At 74.3% G+C, this 18,771-nt stretch carries 12 protein-coding genes; 5 read left to right on the top strand and 7 right to left on the bottom strand.

Features of this window, described 5'->3' with window-relative positions:
- Positions 1-158 precede the first annotated feature (158 nt).
- Positions 159-953 (top strand): Sua5/YciO/YrdC/YwlC family protein, encoded by a 795-nt coding sequence (locus WMF36_RS21490; RefSeq protein WP_437581486.1) that lies wholly within the window; start codon positions 159-161, stop codon positions 951-953.
- Positions 954-969: 16 nt separating this feature from the next.
- Here WMF36_RS21490 and WMF36_RS21485 read toward each other — a convergent pair whose 3' ends face one another.
- Both WMF36_RS21485 and WMF36_RS21480 read right to left on the bottom strand, forming a co-directional pair.
- On the bottom strand, positions 970-2,322 hold the full coding sequence (locus WMF36_RS21485) for a sigma 54-interacting transcriptional regulator (RefSeq protein WP_437581485.1): 1,353 nt from the start codon (positions 2,320-2,322) through the stop codon (positions 970-972).
- Between the two features lie 147 nt (positions 2,323-2,469).
- On the bottom strand, positions 2,470-4,032 hold the full coding sequence (locus tag WMF36_RS21480) for a serine/threonine-protein kinase (RefSeq protein ID WP_437581484.1): 1,563 nt from the start codon (positions 4,030-4,032) through the stop codon (positions 2,470-2,472).
- A gap of 76 nt (positions 4,033-4,108) precedes the next feature.
- On the opposite strand from WMF36_RS21480, the gene WMF36_RS21475 reads away from it, so the two are divergent.
- Positions 4,109-8,305, top strand: coding sequence for a protein kinase domain-containing protein (locus WMF36_RS21475; protein ID WP_437581483.1), 4,197 nt, complete (start codon positions 4,109-4,111; stop codon positions 8,303-8,305).
- A gap of 147 nt (positions 8,306-8,452) precedes the next feature.
- Positions 8,453-9,304 (top strand): hypothetical protein, encoded by an 852-nt coding sequence (locus WMF36_RS21470; RefSeq protein WP_437581482.1) that lies wholly within the window; start codon positions 8,453-8,455, stop codon positions 9,302-9,304.
- A 405-nt stretch (positions 9,305-9,709) separates the two neighbouring features.
- On the opposite strand, the gene WMF36_RS21465 is transcribed toward WMF36_RS21470, so the two are convergent.
- Positions 9,710-10,549, bottom strand: coding sequence for a DeoR/GlpR family DNA-binding transcription regulator (locus WMF36_RS21465; protein WP_437581481.1), 840 nt, complete (start codon positions 10,547-10,549; stop codon positions 9,710-9,712).
- Between the two features lie 187 nt (positions 10,550-10,736).
- On the opposite strand from WMF36_RS21465, the gene WMF36_RS21460 reads away from it, so the two are divergent.
- Complete coding sequence (locus WMF36_RS21460) at positions 10,737-11,963, top strand: MFS transporter (RefSeq protein WP_437581479.1); 1,227 nt, start codon at positions 10,737-10,739, stop codon at positions 11,961-11,963.
- A gap of 63 nt (positions 11,964-12,026) precedes the next feature.
- On the opposite strand, the gene WMF36_RS21455 is transcribed toward WMF36_RS21460, so the two are convergent.
- Together WMF36_RS21455 and WMF36_RS21450 are read right to left on the bottom strand one after the other, a co-directional pair.
- Positions 12,027-12,653, bottom strand: a complete 627-nt coding sequence (locus WMF36_RS21455; protein ID WP_437581478.1) for a class I SAM-dependent methyltransferase — start codon at positions 12,651-12,653, stop codon at positions 12,027-12,029.
- 100 nt (positions 12,654-12,753) lie between these two features.
- The gene (locus tag WMF36_RS21450) at positions 12,754-13,605 is read right to left on the bottom strand and encodes an alpha/beta fold hydrolase (protein WP_437581477.1); all 852 of its coding nucleotides are present in this window, start codon (positions 13,603-13,605) and stop codon (positions 12,754-12,756) included.
- 223 nt (positions 13,606-13,828) lie between these two features.
- Between WMF36_RS21450 and WMF36_RS21445 the strand changes: the two genes are divergently transcribed.
- Positions 13,829-14,356 (top strand): hypothetical protein, encoded by a 528-nt coding sequence (locus WMF36_RS21445; RefSeq protein WP_437581476.1) that lies wholly within the window; start codon positions 13,829-13,831, stop codon positions 14,354-14,356.
- A gap of 92 nt (positions 14,357-14,448) precedes the next feature.
- On the opposite strand, the gene WMF36_RS21440 is transcribed toward WMF36_RS21445, so the two are convergent.
- Positions 14,449-15,861, bottom strand: a complete 1,413-nt coding sequence (locus tag WMF36_RS21440) for a hypothetical protein (protein ID WP_437581475.1) — start codon at positions 15,859-15,861, stop codon at positions 14,449-14,451.
- 242 nt (positions 15,862-16,103) lie between these two features.
- Complete coding sequence (locus WMF36_RS21435; protein ID WP_437581474.1) at positions 16,104-18,404, bottom strand: response regulator; 2,301 nt, start codon at positions 18,402-18,404, stop codon at positions 16,104-16,106.
- Positions 18,405-18,771: the final 367 nt, after the last annotated feature.

Raw genomic sequence — 18,771 nt, 5'->3', positions numbered from 1 at the left:
TGGCGCGATGCCTGCTTGGAAGCGCGCGGCGGCGGCAGGGCGCCATCACGTCGTGCACCCCCGTGCACCTCGCCCGCCATCGAGTGTGAATGCCATGTTTCAAGCAAGACACGAATCATCCGTGCCCGCGCAGCGTCGCGAGCGCACAGGAGGCCCAGTTGCCGGTCGCGCTATTTGATGCCGAGGGCAAGCTCGCCATCGACGAGGCGCTCGATCGCGGCGAGGCGGTCGTCCTGCCCACCCCGTCGCCGCTCGCCTACGTGGTCGCGGCGAAGACGGCCGCGGCCGTGAACCTCGCGCGGGAGCGGCCTCACAACCATCCCGTCGCAACGTGGGAGCCGCGCTTCGACCGGCTCGCGCCGCACCTCGCGCTCGACGAGATGGAGCGCCGCCGCCTCGGCTGGCTGCTCGCGGTCGAGCGGGTGAGCGTCCTCGCGCCGCAGGCCCGCGACGCCGCCGCGCCGAGCTGGATCGAGCCCGCCGCGAGCTACGGCATGGCGCTCCTCTTCGGCGTCGCGTGGGAGCCCATCGCCTGGCTGCTCGAGCGCCACGCGCCGCTGTTCGTGAGCAGCGCCAACCGCGCCGGCGCGCCGCCGGCGGTCGACCTGCGGCAGGCCGTCGCGGACCTCGGCCCCGAGGTGTGGGTGCTCGACGGCGACTCCCTGCGCGATCGCGCGCGGCCGCACGCGCCCACGACGACGCTCCGCTTTGTCCCCGGCCGCGGCTGGGAGATCCACAGGCGCGGCATCCAGGACACCCTCCGCGCGACCGCCGGGCGGGGCGACTACCTCGCCGACGTCCTCTCGCGCGCCGACGCCGCCTTCCTCCGGAATCAGCTCCCCCGGCGGCAGGACGGGCGAGGCGGGCGGCATGCGCGGCGCTCGCGGACCTCGGACCGCGCCGGTCCCGTCCGCCTCGCGCGGTCCCATCGCCCGCGGTCCGGGGCCTCGTGAGGCCCGGGCGCGGCGCTCACGACTCGGTCGCCGTGACCCCGTGCCGGCGCAGGAGCTCCCGCAGGTGGTTCCGGTCCATGCGGCCGGCGCGCGCGGCGTGCGACAGGTTCCCCCCGTTCGCCCGGATCAGCGTCTTCACGTAGGCCCGCTCCCAGCGCGCGACCGTGCGCTCCTTGGCCTGGCGGAACGAGAGCTCGAGGTCGTCCGGGCGGAGCGCCGACTCCTCCTCGCCGCCCTCCCGCGCCGCGGCGCCGTCCTCTCCGATCGCGGGATCGCCGGTCAGCACGGCGCGCTCCACCGCGCTGCGCAGCTCGCGGACGTTGCCCGGCCAGTCGTGGTGGACCAGCCGCTCCAGGAGCTCGGCCGGCGGATCCGCCTGATCCGCGAACTGCCGGTAGTAGTGCGCGACGAGCAGCGGGATGTCCTCCCGCCGCTCGCGCAGCGGCGGCACCCGGATCCGGACCACGTTGAGCCGGTAGAACAGGTCCGAGCGGAAGGTGCCGCGGTTCACCTCCTGCCGGAGGTCGCGGTTCGTGGCCGCGACGATCCGCAGGTCGAGCGGGACGGGATCGAGGCTGCCGATGCGGCGGATCGAGCGCTCCTCGAGCGCCCGCAGCAGCTTCGGCTGGAGGTCGAGCCGCAGCTCGCCGATCTCGTCGAGCAGCACCGTGCCGCCGCGCGCCGCCTCGAAGGCGCCGGCGCGCGCCTGGTGCGCCCCCGTGAAGGCGCCCTTCATGTACCCGAACAGCTCGGCCTCGATGAGCGTGGGCGGGATCGCGCCGCAGTCGATCACGACGAACGGCCCGGCCGCGCGCGGGCTCTGCTGGTGGAGCACCTCGGCGAGCAGCCCCTTGCCGGACCCTGTCTCGCCCTCGAGGAGCACCGTGGCCTCCGACGCGGCGATCCGCGGGATCATCGCGAAGAGCCGGCGCATGGCCGTGCTCTGCCCCAGCACCCGCCCGGAGAGCACCGCGTCCCCGAGCGGCTCGCGGACCTCCTCGGGCAGGTGATCGAAGCGCAGCGACGTCTGGCCCACGCCGAACGTGGCGCCCGGGGTCAGGTACGCCGTCTCCACGCGGAAGCCCGCGAGCGTGATGCCGTTCGTGCTGTCGAGATCGCGCAGCAGATAGCCCTTGGGGGTCGCCGCGAGGATGCAGTGATGGCGCGACACCGACGGGTCGGTGAGCACCAGGTGGTTGCCGGCCGCGGTGCCGATCGCGAGCTCCGGCGCGTCGGCCACGTGGGACGCGCCCTGATCCGGGCCGCTCACCACCTGCACGCTGAACTTGCCGAACGCCACCTCGCGCGGGTGGACCTTCAGCACGGTGGTCGCGTCCTGGCCTGCTGCGGGTACCGGAGTGCGGCTCACTCGTACAAGCTTACCATGGTGACCCTGGCCCGAGCCGCGCCCCGGACATCGCGCGAGGCGGTGCCTGCCCGGGCACGCAGCAGCTGATGACGCCCGCAGGCAGCACCCTGGATGAACTTTTCCAGCATGCGCTCGCGGCGGTCTTCGCTACCGTGCCGGGGCGGGCTCGGCGCCGGCGAGGACGAGCATCGCCCCCTCGAGCGCCATCGGCCCGGCGACGATCCCGAGGCCTGCGAGGGCCTCTGGCGAGGCGAAGACGCCCTCCTGCGTCCCCTCGGGCGCCCAGCCGCCGACCTCCGCCAGCGACCCGCCGAGGAGCTCGCCGGAAGGGCCGAGGAGCAGCTCCCCCGTGTGGATGCACAGGCGAACCTGCACCCTGGGATCGCGCCCGGGGCGGCCCTCGAGCCGCCGGAAGATCCAGAGCGCGGCGTCCACGGCGCGGCGGCGGGCCTCGGCGTCGTCGGCCGCGTCGTCGGGGCGTTCCGCGCTGAAGAGCAGGCTGTTGCCGGTCTCGGCCGCGGGGGACAGCCCGGCCTCGGTGAGCTCGGCGGCCACGAACGGCAGGATCGCCTCCAGGTCCGCGAGCAGGCGATCGTCCGGCGCGTCGAGCGCCTCCGGCGCGGCGCCCACCTCGGCGTAGACCGCCACCCCGGGGCGCGCGCGCCCCCCGCTCGGCGTGTCGCTCCCGCCCCGCGAGGCCTCGAGCGCGCCGCGGAAATCCTCGAGGAAGGCGCCGGCCGTCGGGTAGCGCGCCTCGGGGTCCTTGGCGAGCGCCCGGAGGATGACCTCGTCGAACCCCGGGGAGAGCCGCGCCTTCGCGCTCGGGCGCGGCGGGCTCGCGAACAGGTGCAGCTGGCGCAGGAGCGCGCCGATGTCCCCGCTGAAGAGCGGCTCGCCGACGAGCATGCGGTAGGCGAGGGCGCCGAGCGCGTAGACGTCCGCCCGCAGGTCGACGGGCTGGCCGAGGAGCTGCTCGGGGGAGACGCTCGAGGGGCTCCCGATGACCTCGCGCGAGGTGGTCAGCGCCGGCCCGGGCGCGTCGAGCAGCTTGGCCACCCCGAAATCGAGCAGGACGACGCGGCGGCGGCCGCCCTCCTCGAGGAAGACGTTCGACGCCTTGAGGTCGCGGTGCACGACGGCCAGGGCGTGCGCGGCCTCGAGCGCGTCGCAGAGCGGCTCCAGCAACGCGAGCGTCTCGTCGGGCGACAGCCGGCCGCGCGACCGGAGGTGCTGATCCAGGCTGACGCCGGTGAGGAGCTCCATGACGTAGTAGGGCCGCCCGTCCTCGAGCTGCCCCTGCTCGAAGACCTGGACGATGCCGGGGTGCTCCAGCCGTCGGACCGTCTCCACCTCCCGCTGGAAGCGGATCACCACGTCCGGCTGCACGCTGAGCTCCGGGTGCAGCACCTTCACGGCGGCCGGCGTGCCGCGCTCTGCGTGCCGCGCGCGGTAGATCACGCTGAAGCCGCCCGCGCCGAGCCGGCCCTCGGTCACCCAGTCGCCCGCGCGCGCCCCGGGCGAGAGGTCGTCCAGCGAGGGGCCGTCGCCGAGCGCCCCCGCCGGGGGGCGCATGTCCGTGAGGGTCGGCGTGCTCGGCGTGAGCCGCGTGTCCGCGTCGGCCGGCGCGGCCGTGGGCGCCTGCGCGGACCGGACGGTGCGCTCGATGGGTATTCCCGCGCTGGGGAGGGTGTCGGACTCTTCGCTCGCCATGGACCGGCCGACCGACGGTACCATAAGCGGGACGGCGAGCTGATGGCTCTCCGTCCTGCCCCCTGGGAGCAACGACGTGTCCCGCTGCCCACAGTGCCACCGCCGGCTCCCCCCGGCGGGAGTGTGCCCTCGAGACGGCGGGACGACGCCGCCTTCGGCCGAGCGCACCCCCGCGCCGGGGGCGCCGCGCGTCCCGGGCTTCCTGGTCGGCGGCCTGCTCGGTCAGGGTGGCTTCTCCGCCGTGTGGTCCGCGCGGCGCGAGGCGGACGGCCTCCCCGTCGCCCTCAAGGTCGGGCGCTCTCCCCGCGCGACGCTCCAGGCGCGGTTCCGTCGCGAGGCGGGCGCGTTCCGGCGCATCGGTCCGCCGCACGTCCCGCGGGTCCACGCCGAGGGGCAGCTCGACGACGGCCGCCCCTGGTTCGCCATGGATCACGTCCCCGGCGAGACGCTCGCCGAGGCGCTCGCGGCGCTGCCCGGGCCCCCGGAGCCGGCCTGGGCGGCGGCGCGCGCCGTCGCGCTGCTCGCCGCGCTCGCGGCCGCGCACGCGCGCGGCGTCGTCCACCGTGACCTCAAGCCGGAGAACGTGATCCTCGCGCCGTCCCGCGCGCGCGCTGGTGCGGGGGCGGGCGCGGTGCGCGCGGTGCTGCTCGATCTCGGCCTGGCGCGGCCCGCCGGAGCGCCGCATCACGACGACGAGATCGAGATCACGCGCGGGGGAACGGTCGTCGGCACGCCCGAGTACATGGCGCCGGAGCAGATCCGCGCCGAGGTCGACCTCGACGAGCGCGCGGATCTCTATGCGTTCGGCGCGATCCTGTTCGAGCTGCTCACCTTGAGGCCGCCGTTCGTGGGGGACACGGGCGCGGTCGAGCACGGGCACCTCACGCTGCGCCCGCCGCGGCCGGGGGAGCTCGCGCCGGTCCCCGCGGCCCTCGAGGAGCTCGTGCTCTCGTGCCTCGCGAAGGAGCCCGGCCGCCGGCCCGCGAGCGCGGTCTGGCTCCGGCGCGCGATCGACGAGGCCTGCCCGCTCGGCGCGGCCGCGGAGCCCGGCGCGGCCGCGGAGCCCGGCGCGGCCGCGGAGCCCGGCGCGGCCGCGGAGCCGACCTCGCGACCGGCGATCGCGCCGGGGCCGCCTTCCGGCAACGGAGGCGGCAGGCTCATCGCCGAGGGGCTCCAGCCGGCCGTCGTGCTCGTCGCGGAGACGGGCGCCGCCACGCCGGTCGTGATCGCCGCGCTCGCGAGCCGCAGGGGGATCTGCGTCCGCCAGCGCGGGCGCCGCTACACCGCCGTCTTCTCGGCCCACGACGCCGAGGACCCGGTCCGGCTCGCGCTCGCCGCCGCGCGCGAGCTCGTCGAGCGGCACGGCGCCCGCGCCGCGCTCCACCTCGCGGGCGTCATCATCCGCCCGCGCGACAGGGGCCCGCCCGCGGTCTACGGCGCGGCGGTGGATCGCCCGGAGACCTGGATCCCCGCATCCCCATGGACCGGCGTCACGCTCACCGAGGAGATCGAGCGCGCCCTCGCGGAGGCCGAGGCGACCATGACCCCCACCTCGCCCCCGGCTGCGCCGGCGTCGGAGCTCGAGGCGCCGCCGCCGGCCACGGTCGGGCGGAGCGACGTGATCGCGGCGCTCGAGGCGAGCGCCGCCGCGGCGTTCGGCGGCGTGTGCCCGGCGCTCGTCACGGTGCTCGGCGACGACGGCCTCGGCAAGAGCCGGGTCGCGGCCGAGGCGGCCGCCGTGGCGCGGCGCCTCCGCCCCGGCGCCGCGGCGCTCGTCGTGCGGGCGGCGCAGCCCCTGCCGGGCGAGGCGAGCAAGGACACCGCGGCGATCCTGCGCTTCGCGCTCGCCGCGCCCGCGGCCGCGCCGGCCGACCCCCGCGCCTTCTGCGTGGCGCGGCTCGGCCCGGAGATCGGCGCCTCGACCTTCGCGTCCGTCGCCGCGGCGCTCGGGTGGGCGCTTCCCGGCGCCGCGCGCGCCGCGCCCGCCGCGACGCCCCACCACCTGGCGCGGGCGATCGCCGAGGGGCTGCGCCGCCGCGCGCGCCGCGCCCCCGTGGCCGTGATCGTGGACGATGCGCAGTGGGCGGACGTCACCGTCCTCGACGCGCTCGAGGTCGCGACGCTCGACGGCGCCGGCGTGACGCTCTGGGCGGCGGTCGTCGCGCACCCGCGCTTCGAGCGTTTTCGCCCCACGTGGGGCGCGCGTACGCAGCGCGCCGACCGGGTGACGCTCGCTCCGCTCGACGAGGCCGCCGCGGCGGAGCTCGCGGCGCAGCTGCTCCTCCCCGCGGCGTACCCTCCTGCCGACGCGCTCCGGGGGCTCGCCCGCTGGGCCGGCGGCAACCCGGGTTGCCTCGCCGCGATCATCCGGTCGCTCAAGCAGGCTGGCCTCGTGCGCCGCCGCCCCGGGGGCGGCGACTACTGCGTCGAGACGGCGGCGCTCGAGGGCCTGCCGGTCTCCCCGGCGTGGCAGTGGCTGGCGATGCGGCAGCTCGGGGCGCTGCCGCAGGAGGTCGCCGCGCTCGCGCGGCTCTGCGCCGTGCTCGGCGAGTCGTTCACCCGGGCCGAGCTGGAGTGGGTACAGGACGCCGTGGATCGCGCCGGAGGCGCCGGGACGCCGGTCGACGCGGGGTACGGGCTCGGCGTGCTCGTCGAGCGGGGCATCATCGGGCGCGGCGCGCACGGCGAGGACGCGGCGCCGCGCGGCGCGCCTGGCGAGGGCGGGGCGCGCGGCGCTGCCGAGCGGTGGTGGTTCCAGAGCGGGCTCTTTCGCGACGCCGTGTACGAGACGCTCGATCTCGAGCACCGCGCCCAGATCCACCGGCATGCGCTCGCCTTCTGGCGGGCGCGGGTCGAGCGCGGGCGCCCGCCCGCGCCCCCGGCGGCTCCGCGGGCCGATCCGGCCGCGACGTCGGCCGAGGTCGATCCGGCCGCGGCGTCCGCCGAGCTCTCGGCGCAGCCGGGGCCGGAGGAGCTCGAGCCGCTCGCCCGGCACGCGGGCGCGTGCGGGGAGGGGGAGGAGGCGGCCGAGGCGCACCTCCGGCTCGGGGATCTCGCGTTCGCGCGGCACCGGCACGTCGAGGCGGAGCGCTGCTACACCGCCGCCCTCAGGCTCGCCGGCGAGGGCGATCACCGCCGGCGCGCGCTCGCGTTGGCCGGGCGCGGCAGGATCCGCTACCGGCTCCACCTCATCGAGGAGGCCCTGGCCGACCTCTCCGCGGCGCTCGAGCTCGCGGACGACGCGCTCCGCGCGGACGTCCTGCTCGAGGAGGCCACCGCGCTCGACTGGACGGGCGCCTACGAGGCGTCGTCGGGTCGGGTCGAGCTTTCGCGGCCGCTCGTGGAGCGCGCGGGCTCGCCGCGCCTCTCGGCGCGCCTCCGCGTGGCGGAGGGGCGCACGCGCCTCCGGCGGGCCGAGGTCGCGGAGGCGATCGCGCTGCTCTCGGAGGGGGCGTCGCTGGCCGAGTCCGCGGGGGACGAGGAGAGCCGGATCATCGCGCTCGTGCTGCTGTCGACCGAGCTCGCGCACGCGGGCCGCTTCGCCGAGGCGGAGCAGCGGGCCGCGGAGGCGATCGCGCTCTGCGAGCAGGCCGAGGACCTGCCGCACCTCTGCGTCGCGATCATGAACCGCGTCGTGCTCTGGACGCTGAAGAAGGACCTGCCGCGCGCGACCGCGGATCTCCGGAGCGCGATCGCGCTCGCGCGGGAGATCGGCAACCCGTGGCTCGAGCGCGTCGCCACGTACAACGTCGCCGAGCTGCTCTACTGGAGCGATCAGCAGGGCGAGGCGCTCTCGCTCGCGCGCCGCGCGCACACGCTGGAGCGGCGGTTCGTGGATCGCCCTGTGCCGGAGTGCTCGCTGCTGCTCGCGCGCATCCTTGCGGCGCGGGGGGAGCTCGGCGAGGCGCGGCGCCTCCTTGCGTGGATCGCCGGGTCGTGCCCTCCGGAGCCGTCCGCGAAGGCGGCGCACGGGTGTTACATGATGCTGCGCTGTCTCCTGTCGCACGACAGCGCCGGCCTCACGCCGCGCGAGCTCCTCGGCGGTCTCGACGAGGCCGAGCTCGAGGCCGGCCCGTTCCTGTTCGTCGACGAGCTCCTCGAGGTCCTCTACTGGCGCGGCCGTGCGGCATTGCGCCACGGTGCTGTCGAGGTTGCCGCCGCGAGCCTGGGCAGGGCCGGCGCGCTGCTGACGGAGCATCCGGCCTGGCGCTCGCGGTTCGACGAGCTCGCGCGCCGGCTCGGCGGGTCGCCGGCCGCGGCGAGCGGCCGCTGATCGCTCCGCGCTCCCCCCGGCTGAGCCCGGTCCCTGCGCCTGCGGCGACCGGCCGGGCGCGGCTGCGGATCGGGATTTGCTAAAGCAAGAGTCGCTGACAAGCCGGTGTGATGCGCACACATGTGCGCCTGAACTGGAGGACGGGTGATGCTTCGCTTACGGAACGACGCTGCCGGGTTGATTGGTTTCTGCTTGCTTGCGGTCGGGTGCGGTGCAGCGCCGGCCGAGGAGGGCGAGTCGATCGGGGTCGCGGAGCAGGGGATCATCGTGATGAACGGCCTCGATCCGGACTTCTTCTGGAGGTCCTCGACGCAGCAGGGGCTGCGGGCGCTCGCGCAGGCGCCGCTCGCGGACGCGCTGGGCGGCGCCCGGGGTGCGGTGCTCCTCCGGACCGAGCAGGGCAGGCACCTGGCCGAGCGCGTGGTCGCCTGCGCCCTGCCTGCGGGGGCGGCGGTGGAGGCGGGCACCGGGCGGTCCTTCCGCGGGTCGATCGGGCTCGCGCCGGAGTGGGCCTCCGCGCCGCTCTCGGATCCTGCGTCACGGCGCTGGGTGACGGCTTGCCTGCTGCAGTCGCTGAACGCGCTGAGCGCGCGCGTCGCGGTCCACCTGACCGGCGGCCATCCGGCCCTTGCCGACGCGCCGGACAGCGAGGCGTCGGAGTACACGGTCCGGGACGCGATCATGTTCGGCGATCTCTTCGACCGGGCGCGCCCGACCGCGTTCGCGTGCGCCGACAACTCGCTGGTCGACGACTGCGGCGTGGCGCTGAGCGCGAAGACCCTCGAGCGCATCTGCGGGCAGTCGCCCACGTGCAGGCTCACCCTCCTCGGCCGTTGTGACGCGGTCTGCACCCGGGACCGCGCGGGCGCGCCGACCTGCCGCGCCTCCGGGAGCGGCGTTTACCCGGAGTCGATCGCGTCGAGCCTGGAGCCCCTCGTCGCGCTCTCCTCGGGGGGCCTGACGTGCGATGTCCTGGGGCTGCTCCCTGGGTTGCTGTAGTGCGATGGCCGGGGTCGGGCTTGCCCGGAAAGAGCTCACAGGATCAATCGCACACGACCGGCGGCAGAGCGTCCAGCGGCGTGACACCGTGGTTGTCGAGCAGCGTGGCGTTGCTCGAGGGCACCACCTCGGCACGCCTGTCGTGTGCGGCGTATTCACCACCGGATTGACGATCGCAACGATCGCCGTGGCGCCTGCCCTGACGTCGACATCGTCGGGAAACTCCGGGCCCGTGGTCTCAACTCCGCACCCGACAGCGCCGATGGGTCGCGAGCCCATGAGCATGTATCCCCCGCTCGCAAGGGCTGTTCGACGCTGCAGTCGCACCGCCGCTCGCCGGCGGCTCAACAATCGAGCGGCAGGCTGCTCCGGAGCGCCGATGGGCCCTGCATCGCGGGTCGCGCCTCATCCACCAGGTTCGTCCCTGGGCGAGAGTGCCTGAGCCGGATCCGTCTCCGTCTCCAGCGCCTGCGTGATCGTGACTCCCGCTTCCCGGTAGGGCGCGAGCGCCTCCTTCGACACCCCGCGCTCGGTGAAGAGCCACGTCAGCTCGCCCAGCGGGGCGACGACGTACGGCGACACCGTGCCGAGCTTGTCCGCGGTGACCAGCGCCACCACCTCGGCCGAGGCCTCGACCATCGCCCGCTTCACGTACGACTCATCCAGATCCACCGTGGTGATGCCGAACGTCGGATCCAGCGTGCACACGCCGAGATAGCAGAGGTCCGCCCGGATCTGGCGCACGCCCGCGATGGTCACCGCGTCGGCCGCGGCCAGCGGGTCCTTGCGCATGCGCCCGCCGAGCAGCACCACCTCCACGCGCGGGTGCTCGGACAGCGCGATCGCCACAGGGGGGCTGTTGGTCACGACCGTCGCCTCGAGATCACGCGGGAGGTGGCGCGCGACAGCCACGTTGGTCGTACCGCTGTCGATGAACACGACCTGACCCTTCTTGATCAACGTGGCCGCGGCCCGCGCGAGCTCTTCCTTCACGCGCGGCTGCTGCCGCTCGCGCGCAGGGAAGCTCGGGTTCACCCGGGCGAGCGGCAGGCCGCCGCCGTGCACCCGCTGCAGCAGCCCCTCGTTCGCCATCTCGCGCAGATCGCGCCGGACCGTGTCCTCCGAGACGCCGAAGGCGCGGCTCAGCTCGGCCGCCACCACCTTCCCGTCGCGTTCCAGTGCCGAGAGAATATGCCGCCGCCGCTCGGCGACCATGAGGCCGGAGGTGTCTGCGTTGTTTTGCACGTTTATTCCTGTTTGTGCACGCAACTGCTTGATTCTGTCGCGTTCGGCTGCAAGATTCTTCCTTGATGTTCACGATAATGCACGAAGATTCGTGGGAGCTCCCTACCCTCCATGCCGTCCGCTGGACGGCCCTCCTCGATCCGTCCGGCGCCGGCGTCTCGTTCGGCTCGGCGCGGGGGGTGCCGTGATGCTCGCGCCCCCGGCGCCCGTCGACGACGTCGCGCGCGCCCGGCGCGCCGTCTCGGTCATGTTCGTGGCGAACGGCATCGCCTTCGCATCGTGGGCCGCGCGCGTACCCGCGGTCCGCGAGCGGCTCGGGCTGAGCGACGGCGCGCTCGGCCTCGCCCTGCTGGGCATCGCCTGCGGCGCGATCCTCGCCTTCCGCGCTGCCGGGCCGCTCATCGCCCGCTTCGGGAGCCGGCGCGTCACCCGCGTCTCGGTCGTGCTTCTCTGCGCGGCGCTGCCCCTGCCCGGGCTCGCGCCCTCCTTCGCCGCGCTCGTCGCCGCGCTCCTGCTGCTCGGCGCGAGCAACGGCCTCATGGACGTCGCCATGAACGCGCAGGCCGTCGAGGTCGAGCGGCGCCACGGCCGGCCGATCCTCGCCTCGTTCCACGGCATGTTCAGCCTCGGCGGCCTGATCGGCGCGGCCCTCGGCGCGCTCGCGGCCGACCGGGCGCTGTCGCCTGCGGCGCACCTCCTCGCCGTCGCCGCCGTCCTCGCCGCGGCGGTCACCGCCGCGGGCGGGGCGCTCTCGGCCGATGCGCGCCCCGAGCTCCAGGCCACGGCGGCCGCGCGCGTCCCCGCGGAGGGCCGCTCGACCCGGCTCGTCCTGCTCGGCGTCATCGCGTTCTGCTCCTCCATCGGCGAGGGCGCGATGGCCAACTGGTCGGCCGTCTACCTCCGCGACGAGCTCCACACCTCCGCGGCCGTGGCGGCGACCGGCTACGCCGTGTTCTCGCTGGCGATGCTCCTCGGGCGGTTCTCCGGGGACGGGCTGACGCAGCGCTTCGGCGCCGAGCGGCTCGTGCGCGCGGCCGGGCTCCTGGTCGCGGGCGGGCTGGGCGCGGCGCTGATCGCCAACGTGCCCACCGCCATGTTGCTGGGCTTCGCGTGCGTGGGCGCCGGCCTGTCCATCGTTGTGCCGCTGGTCTTCCGCGCCGGGGCGAGCGCCCCCGGCGTCGCGCCGGGGAGGGCGCTGGCGACGCTTGCCACCATGTCCTACGGCGGCTTCCTCGTCGGGCCGCCCGTCATCGGCCTCGTCGCCGACCACCTCACCCTGCGCGGCGGGCTCGCCCTCGTCGTGGCGCTGGTCCTCGTGATCGTCGTCCTGGCCCCGGCGGTGGCCCGCGGGGCCGCCGGCGCGCCTGCCGCGCGCCCGCCCGCGGCGCGCCCGCACGCGATCAGGGCGCACTGACCGCCGGCGCCGTTGCCGTGGAGCCGGCGTGCCGGGCAGCGGCTCGACGATACGCCGCCCTGCTCAGCGCTTGCGCCACACCGACGCCAGCCACGGCTGCTGCTCGCGCGGCCGGCCTGCCGGACGGTAGTAGTGCTCGATCTCCTCGAACCCGGCGGCGGTCACGTGCTCGCGCCACCGCTCGAGCGACCAGTAGGAGCCGTACCGATCGCCGGACCACCCCTCTCGATCGTCGCCGCGCGGGTTCGAGCTGAACAGCACGCCGCGCGGGCGGAGCGCCGCGTGGAGCTCGCGGAGCACGCGCGGCAGCTCGCGGCCCGGCACGTGGAACAGCGACGCGTTGGCGAAGATCCCATCGAAGCGCTCGGCCCCGAGATCGAGGTGCAGGAAGTCCTGGTGGAGCACCTCGCACCCCGCGTGCCGCCGCGCCATCTCGACGAACTGCGCCGACCCGTCGAGCCCGATCGGGAGGTGCCCCGCCGCGCGGAACGCCTCGAGGTCGCGCCCGGGGCCGCAGCCCAGATCGAGGATCGTGAACGGGCCCGCCCCCGCTTTCTCCAGCGCCGCGATCAGCGCGGCGCGGTTCTGCGAGACGTCGTGGTCGCGCGTGCCCTCCCAGAACGACAGGGCGTGATCCTCGTAGTGAGCCAGGGTCCTCGCGGTGAGCTGGGAGCTGTCGTCGTCGCGCATGGCGGCAGTGTGGGCCGGAAACGCCCGGCCGAAAAGGACCCGGAGGCGCTCGCGGCGCGGCGCGGTGGGACCACCGCCCGGCCCGCCTGCGCGCGCTCCCTCAGGCGGCGTCGAGCCAGGCCTCGAGCTCCGCGGCGAACGCGGTCGGGGCGTCGAGCATCAGCCAGTGGCTCGTTCCCGGCAGCACGACGGACGTCAGCGCGGGCCTCAGCACGTGCAGGCTCTGCGGCCATGCGTTCGAGGGGGCGAGGATGGCGTGGGCGCGGGCGCCGGGGGCGGCGAGGTAGCGGTCCAGCGCGTTCACCGCCTCGAACTGCAGCAAGCGCCGGGACATGCCGAGCATCCGGTCGTGCGGCGTTGAGGCGACGCGCGCCAGCACCGTTTCCCGCGTCGCGGGCGTGCTGCCCGCGAGCGCCTCGTTGAAGGTGGCCAGGGCGGTGTCGCGCCAGCCGTCCGCCTCGAGGGCGGCGAGGTAGGGCGGGAAGTGCAGCGCCTGGACCTCCGCCGGGATCTGCGTGAAGTCGCGGGGCGGGTCCGCGAGCGCGAGGCGCGCGACCCGCTCCGGATGGGCGGCCGCGGCGGCGAGCGCCACGAGCGCGCCGTAGCTGTGGCCGACGAGCGCCACGCGGGGGAGAGCCAGCGCGTCGAGGACCGCGAGCACGTCGGCCGCGCACGCGGAGGGAGCGTAGTCCGCGTCGGATGGAGGCTCCGACGCGCCGTGTCCCCGGAGGTCGATGGCCACGGCGCGGCGCCGGCCGGCGACGTGCGCGAGCGGCGCCTCCCAGAAGCCGGCGTGGCCGACCATCCCGTGCACGAGCACGACCGGCAGCGCCTCGTGCGAGGGATGAGCGCCTGCGGCGGGATGAGCGCCTGCGGCGGGATGAGCGCCCGTGGCCGGATGATCGACGATGTGGAGCGCGCCCGCAGGGCCCGCGACGGTCAGGGAACGCATGTGCGTTTGCTACCTCGGTGTGGTTGGCTGCGTGAAGGAGCCGTGTTGCGCTGCGCGAGCTGCCCTTGGATGCGCCGCTCGATGGTGGATGTCAACTTTTGGCGTGAGGGCGGCGTCTTCGATGCATGGATGACTTGTCGATGTGCCCGGGATCGCGCCTTGCGACGCTCACGGCGTCCTCCGGGGCACGCGCGCCGCCGAGTCGTGCTAGAAGGCGGCGCACATGAGCAGGCTCTCCGAGCGCGCGTTTGCCGAGATGGTCGAGGCGGGGTGTCCCTCGTGCGGGGGACGACAGCTCAACCTGCGCTCCTACGTGGACGGGCTCGTGCCGCTCATGGAGGGCGAGCCTGTCGGCCCGGTCAAGTGGGTTTACAAGGGCGAGATGTTCGTCGACGGGCTGTACGAGATCGCGTGCGGCGCGTGCCAGCACCTCCTGTTCAAGGACGAGCGCTGCCCGCGGTGCCACGACGAAGGCGGCCTCGCGCGCGGGCTCACGACGACCAACGCGTACGCGGCGCCGGAGCGGTGCCCGCGGTGCGAGCACATCGAGGTGCGCTTCATCGCGTTCGTGCCAGCGCGCGTGAAGTACGAAGGAAAGCGCGCGAACAAGGCGCAGACGAGCGTCGAGCTGCACGACCCCGGGTTCCACGGCTACCGCGTCGACTGCAAGGATTGCGGCAAGGTCGCCGAACGCGCGGACGCGTGCCCGATCTGCGAGAGCCCGGCGCCGATCCGGGCGCGCTTCAGCTGACCGAGCGGCCATGAGAGGCCGCCGCCGGCGGCGCGGAAGGGGCGGCGTGGGCCGTGGAGGCCCGGCGACAGAGAGGGCGGGTCGAGCGCCCGTCAGTTCTTGACGAGCCCGTTGAAGAGGCCGATGCACATCTCGTCGAGCGAGCTCTCGCCGAGGACGATATCCCTCGGAGCGGTGAGGTTCTCCTCATGGAGCGCCCTCCTCACGAAGGGATTGTCCATCGTGTTGTCGTAGAGGCAACGCGCGCTCATGATATCGCCGGTCTTCAGGACAGGGAGCTCCTCGATCGGCGCATCGATTGTGTACGTCTGCTGCCAGTTGAAGTCCCACCTCGGCGTCTGGACCACGCACTCCTCGGCCGGATCGCCGCCCTGCGGGCTCGGGCGCTGGACCTCGACCTTCATGTCGGTCCCGACATAGTGCATGTGGGTCATCGCGCTGTAGAGCCTGATGCCATCCACCAGCGACTCTCCCATGAACGTCTCGGGGAGCGTGATCTTCATGACCTCGGTGTGGTCCTTGACCCCTGCCGGGACGAAGAACTCGACCCCATCCCTGTCGTTGGGCCCCGGCTGGAGACCGTCGCCGTTCGGCCATTGCGATGGGAAGTTGCCGAACGCCAGGAAGACGACCCTGTACTCCGGCGGCTCCGGGAGGAATCGCAGCTCTAGCTTGGTCTCGTCAGGCGCGGCGACCGTGCCCGCCGGGTGGTAATGGACCTGCATCACCAGCTTCGAGCCCGCGGGGACGAGGAAGCCGGCGTTGGGAGGGTGCTCGGTCGGTCGCCCGCCCGGCACCCACACGCCGAGGACCTGGGTGTCCTGGACGCCGGCGCTGCCAAAGCACTCGTAGCCGCCGTCGGCGTCGGCCAGGGCGTCGCTCTCCGCGTGCGGGTCGGTGAAGACCACCACGTGGTGGACGACCTTGGAGTTCCCCGGGACCACGTTCATGCCGTTCACGAACGTGTCCTGCGTGAGCTTCGGATCCATGACGAAGCAGCGGAACTGGTCTTCCTCGCCGCTCGTCACATACGGCTTCGCGGGCTTGATGGTGGCGCTGACGCCCTCGAGGCCGTGGAGCGCCGACGGATCGAGCGCGGGGGGCGCGTCCGCGGGGTCGCCCGCGGGGGCGCCGGCGTCATGCCAGGCCTCGAGGGTCGCGAGCTCCGCGTCGGAGAGCCTGCTGTCGTCCTTCCACCCGAAGCGCGGCGCGCACTCGTCCGTCTCCATGGCGCCCCAGGGCGGCATCGTCCGGTCCTGCGTCACCGCCACGATCCGACTCGAGACCTGCTTCACGTCGGTGTAGTCGATCAGGCCAAAGGGCGCGATCTCGCCGGGCGAGTGGCAGCCCTGGCAGCGCTTCTGCAGGATGGGCGCCACGTCCTTGTGGAACGTCGGGCCCGCCGCGGGGACATCGACCAGAGGAGTCGTGCCTTCAGGCTCGCTGGCGCAGCCCATGACGGAGGCAAGCGAGGCGAGAACGATGATCCAAGGCCTGTTGATCATGGTCATGATCTCCTCTTCTTCCACGCGTCATGATTTCTCTCGGGTTCGCCGTCAACAAGGAGCGCCTTGATCGCGCCGTACGGCGGCGCCCTCGTCGATCAGCACGAAGTCGTCGCTCGTGCGCTGGAAGAGGGTGTGTCGAGCCGCCTCCTCAGATCGCGCGGAGGCGTCCTCCACGGAGCCGGGCGGCCCGGCAACACCTCCGGTACACCCGGAAACGAGCTTCTCTGTGCGCCGAGGCGCTAGGCCTCGGCGCGGTGGAGCTCCTGCACGAGCGCGGCGAGCCCCGGCGGCGAGGACGTGAAGTGGATGCGCACCACGTCCTCGGCGCGCGGGTCGAGCTCGATCACCTTCGCGTGCAGCTCGCCGCCGAGCTGCTCCGCGAGCGCCACGGACGGGTGGAGCTGGAGGTTGGTGAACGGCGCAGGGCGGGGGTGCAGGCGCAGCACCGCCCCGAACGGGGAGAGCCCGAGGATGAAGGCGGACTGCGGCTCGCCCTCCACCCGCTTGCCCGCGAGGCGCGCGCACACGACCGGCAGCGGCGATGAGAGCGCGAGGATCTCGACGCGCCGCTCGGGCAGGTAGAGCCGCTCGGGGTTGTCGAGGCCCAGCACCTCGTGGACCAGCACGCGGTTCGAGAACCCCTTGACGGCCAGCGCGTGGCTCTGGCCGAGCAGGATGCCGCCGCCGGCGGCGCGGCGCGTGGTGTCCGCGATGAGGATCTGACGGCCCACCGTGCACGACTCGATGCGGGACGTCAGGTTGACCTGCGAGCCGACCACCCCGTATTTCGTGCGCGCCTCGGAGCCGATGTTGCCGACGATCACCGGGCCGGTGTTGAGCGCGATGCCCATCTGGAGCGTCGGCAGGCCCTCCGCGCTGTTCTTCTCGTTCACCACGTCCATCGCGATCTGCATCTCGAGCGCGCAGGCGACCGCCCGGCGGGTGTCGTCGCCCGTGGCGAACGGCGCGCCGAAGAGCGCGAGGATCGCGTCGCCGATGAACTCGATGATCGTGCCGCCGCGCGAGACGATGATGCGCGCCATCTCGCCGAGGTAGCCGTTCAAGAGGCGCATGACGACCTCGGGCGGCATGTTCTCGGTCATCGTCGTGAAGCTGCGCAGGTCGGTCATCATGATGGTGACCTCGCGCTCCTCGCCGCCGAGGAGCTGGGCCTCGGGCGAGGAGAGCAGGCGGTTCACCACGTCCTCGCTCAGGTAGCGGCCGAACGTCTTGCGGATGAACTCGCTCTTGACCGACAGCTCCCCGGCGAGCTGCGAGAGCTGCTCGCGCGATCGCTTCAGCGTGAGCTGCGTGTCGAGGCGCCCGAGCAGGATGTCGAAGTCGATGGGCTTCGTCACGTGGTCGTTGGCGCCGAGCTTGAGCGACTCGACGACGTCCTCGCTCGCGCCCCGCGTGGTCACCATGATCACGGGCAGCTCCGCCTGCGACCGGCTCTGGCGCAGCGCGGAGAGCACGCCGAGGCCGCTGATGCCGGGCATGTTCACGTCGAGCAGCACGGCGTCGAAGCGCTCGCGCGCGGCGAGCCCGAGCGCGCGGGGGCCGTCCTCGGCGGCGACCGCGCGGAAGCCGTTGTTCTGCAGCACGCGGCAGAGCACGTCGCGGTTGCCCCGGCTGTCGTCGACCACGAGGATCGCGCCGCGCCCGCCGCCCTCGATCTCGGCCTGGAGCGCGGGCTCCTCGCGCGGGGCGCTGACGTTGAGGTTCACGCTCGAGGGCGCGTCCTCATCGCCGTTCTCCATCGCCTGCACGATCCCGAGCAGCTTGCGCGAGGCGAGCTCGATGTTGCGGATGTCCTCGATGTGCTGCGGCGCGACCTTGCCCTGCAGCGACGCCACGAGCAGGCGCGTGTAGCCGAGGATCTGGTTGATGGGCGTGTACGGGTCGTGCCCCCCGCCGTGCGGCTCGTGGAGCCGCTGCGGCTCGCGCCCCGCCGACGGGCGGGCCGACGGCTGCTGCGCCGAGGGCGGGCCGCCGGGCGAGACGCGCCTGCCGGGCGACGAGGCCGGCGCGTGGCCGCGGCCCGCGTCGTCGTGGCGCGACATCTCCGGCGCCCGCGAGCTCGGCGGCTCGGGCGGCTGGGTCGCGGGCATCGCGAGCGGCCCCTCCGGCGGGTCCCATCGATCGAACGGATCCTGCAGCGCCTGGCCGCCGCGCGCCGTGGCCGCTGCCGCGCCGATCGGCCGCTCGCGCCAGCGCGCGTCCGGGGAGGGGTGGCTGCCGTGCAGCGCGTTCGGGCCGCTCGGCCGCTCTCGCCGCACGCGTGCGTCGGTCGGGAAGTGGCTGCCGCGCGCCGGGGATGGCGCGGGCTGCGGGGGCGGGAGGGTGCTGCCGCCGCGGTTCGATGCCGGCGCCGGCGGCAGGCCGCTGCTGTTGTTGCGCGCCGGGTGCGGCGCCGGCGGCACGTAGCTGCCGATGGTGTTGCCGCGCGACGGGATCGTCTCCGGCGGGGTCCCTCGCGACGACACGGGGCTGACCGGTGCCTTCTTGTGCGCGTCCTTGTCGGAGGGGGATCGGGTCATAGCTCCGGCGATTCTACGCCTGCGCGCGTCGGGGCAACGATGGATGACACCTGGGCTTCAATTTTTGTCGCACCCCGCCACCTGAACCACAGCAGGTGGATTTCCTCCGCCGGCGCAACGCGCGCCCCGAGGGCGTCCGGGCCGTCCTGGTGAACTCTTTCAGTGTGCCGGCATCCCGAAAGCGAGAGAGGTTCTGGCTCTCTTCCGGGGCCAACCCGCCTGTCGCAGCGCGTGATCCCCGGGGGGAGCGCGCGCGCCGCGCCGCGCTGGGGACCTGGGAAACGGCCTCGGGGCGCCGCAAAGGGGGCTCCGCGCGCCCCGCGCGCGGCGCGCGGAAGACAGGCCCGTCTTGGACGCCGAGCGCCCC

This window comes from Sorangium sp. So ce887, from assembly GCF_051521455.1.
In the GTDB taxonomy this organism is placed as follows: domain Bacteria; phylum Myxococcota_A; class Polyangia; order Polyangiales; family Polyangiaceae; genus Sorangium.
Note: the sequence above shows the minus strand (reverse complement) of the source record. Positions and strands in the feature narration are given on the sequence as shown.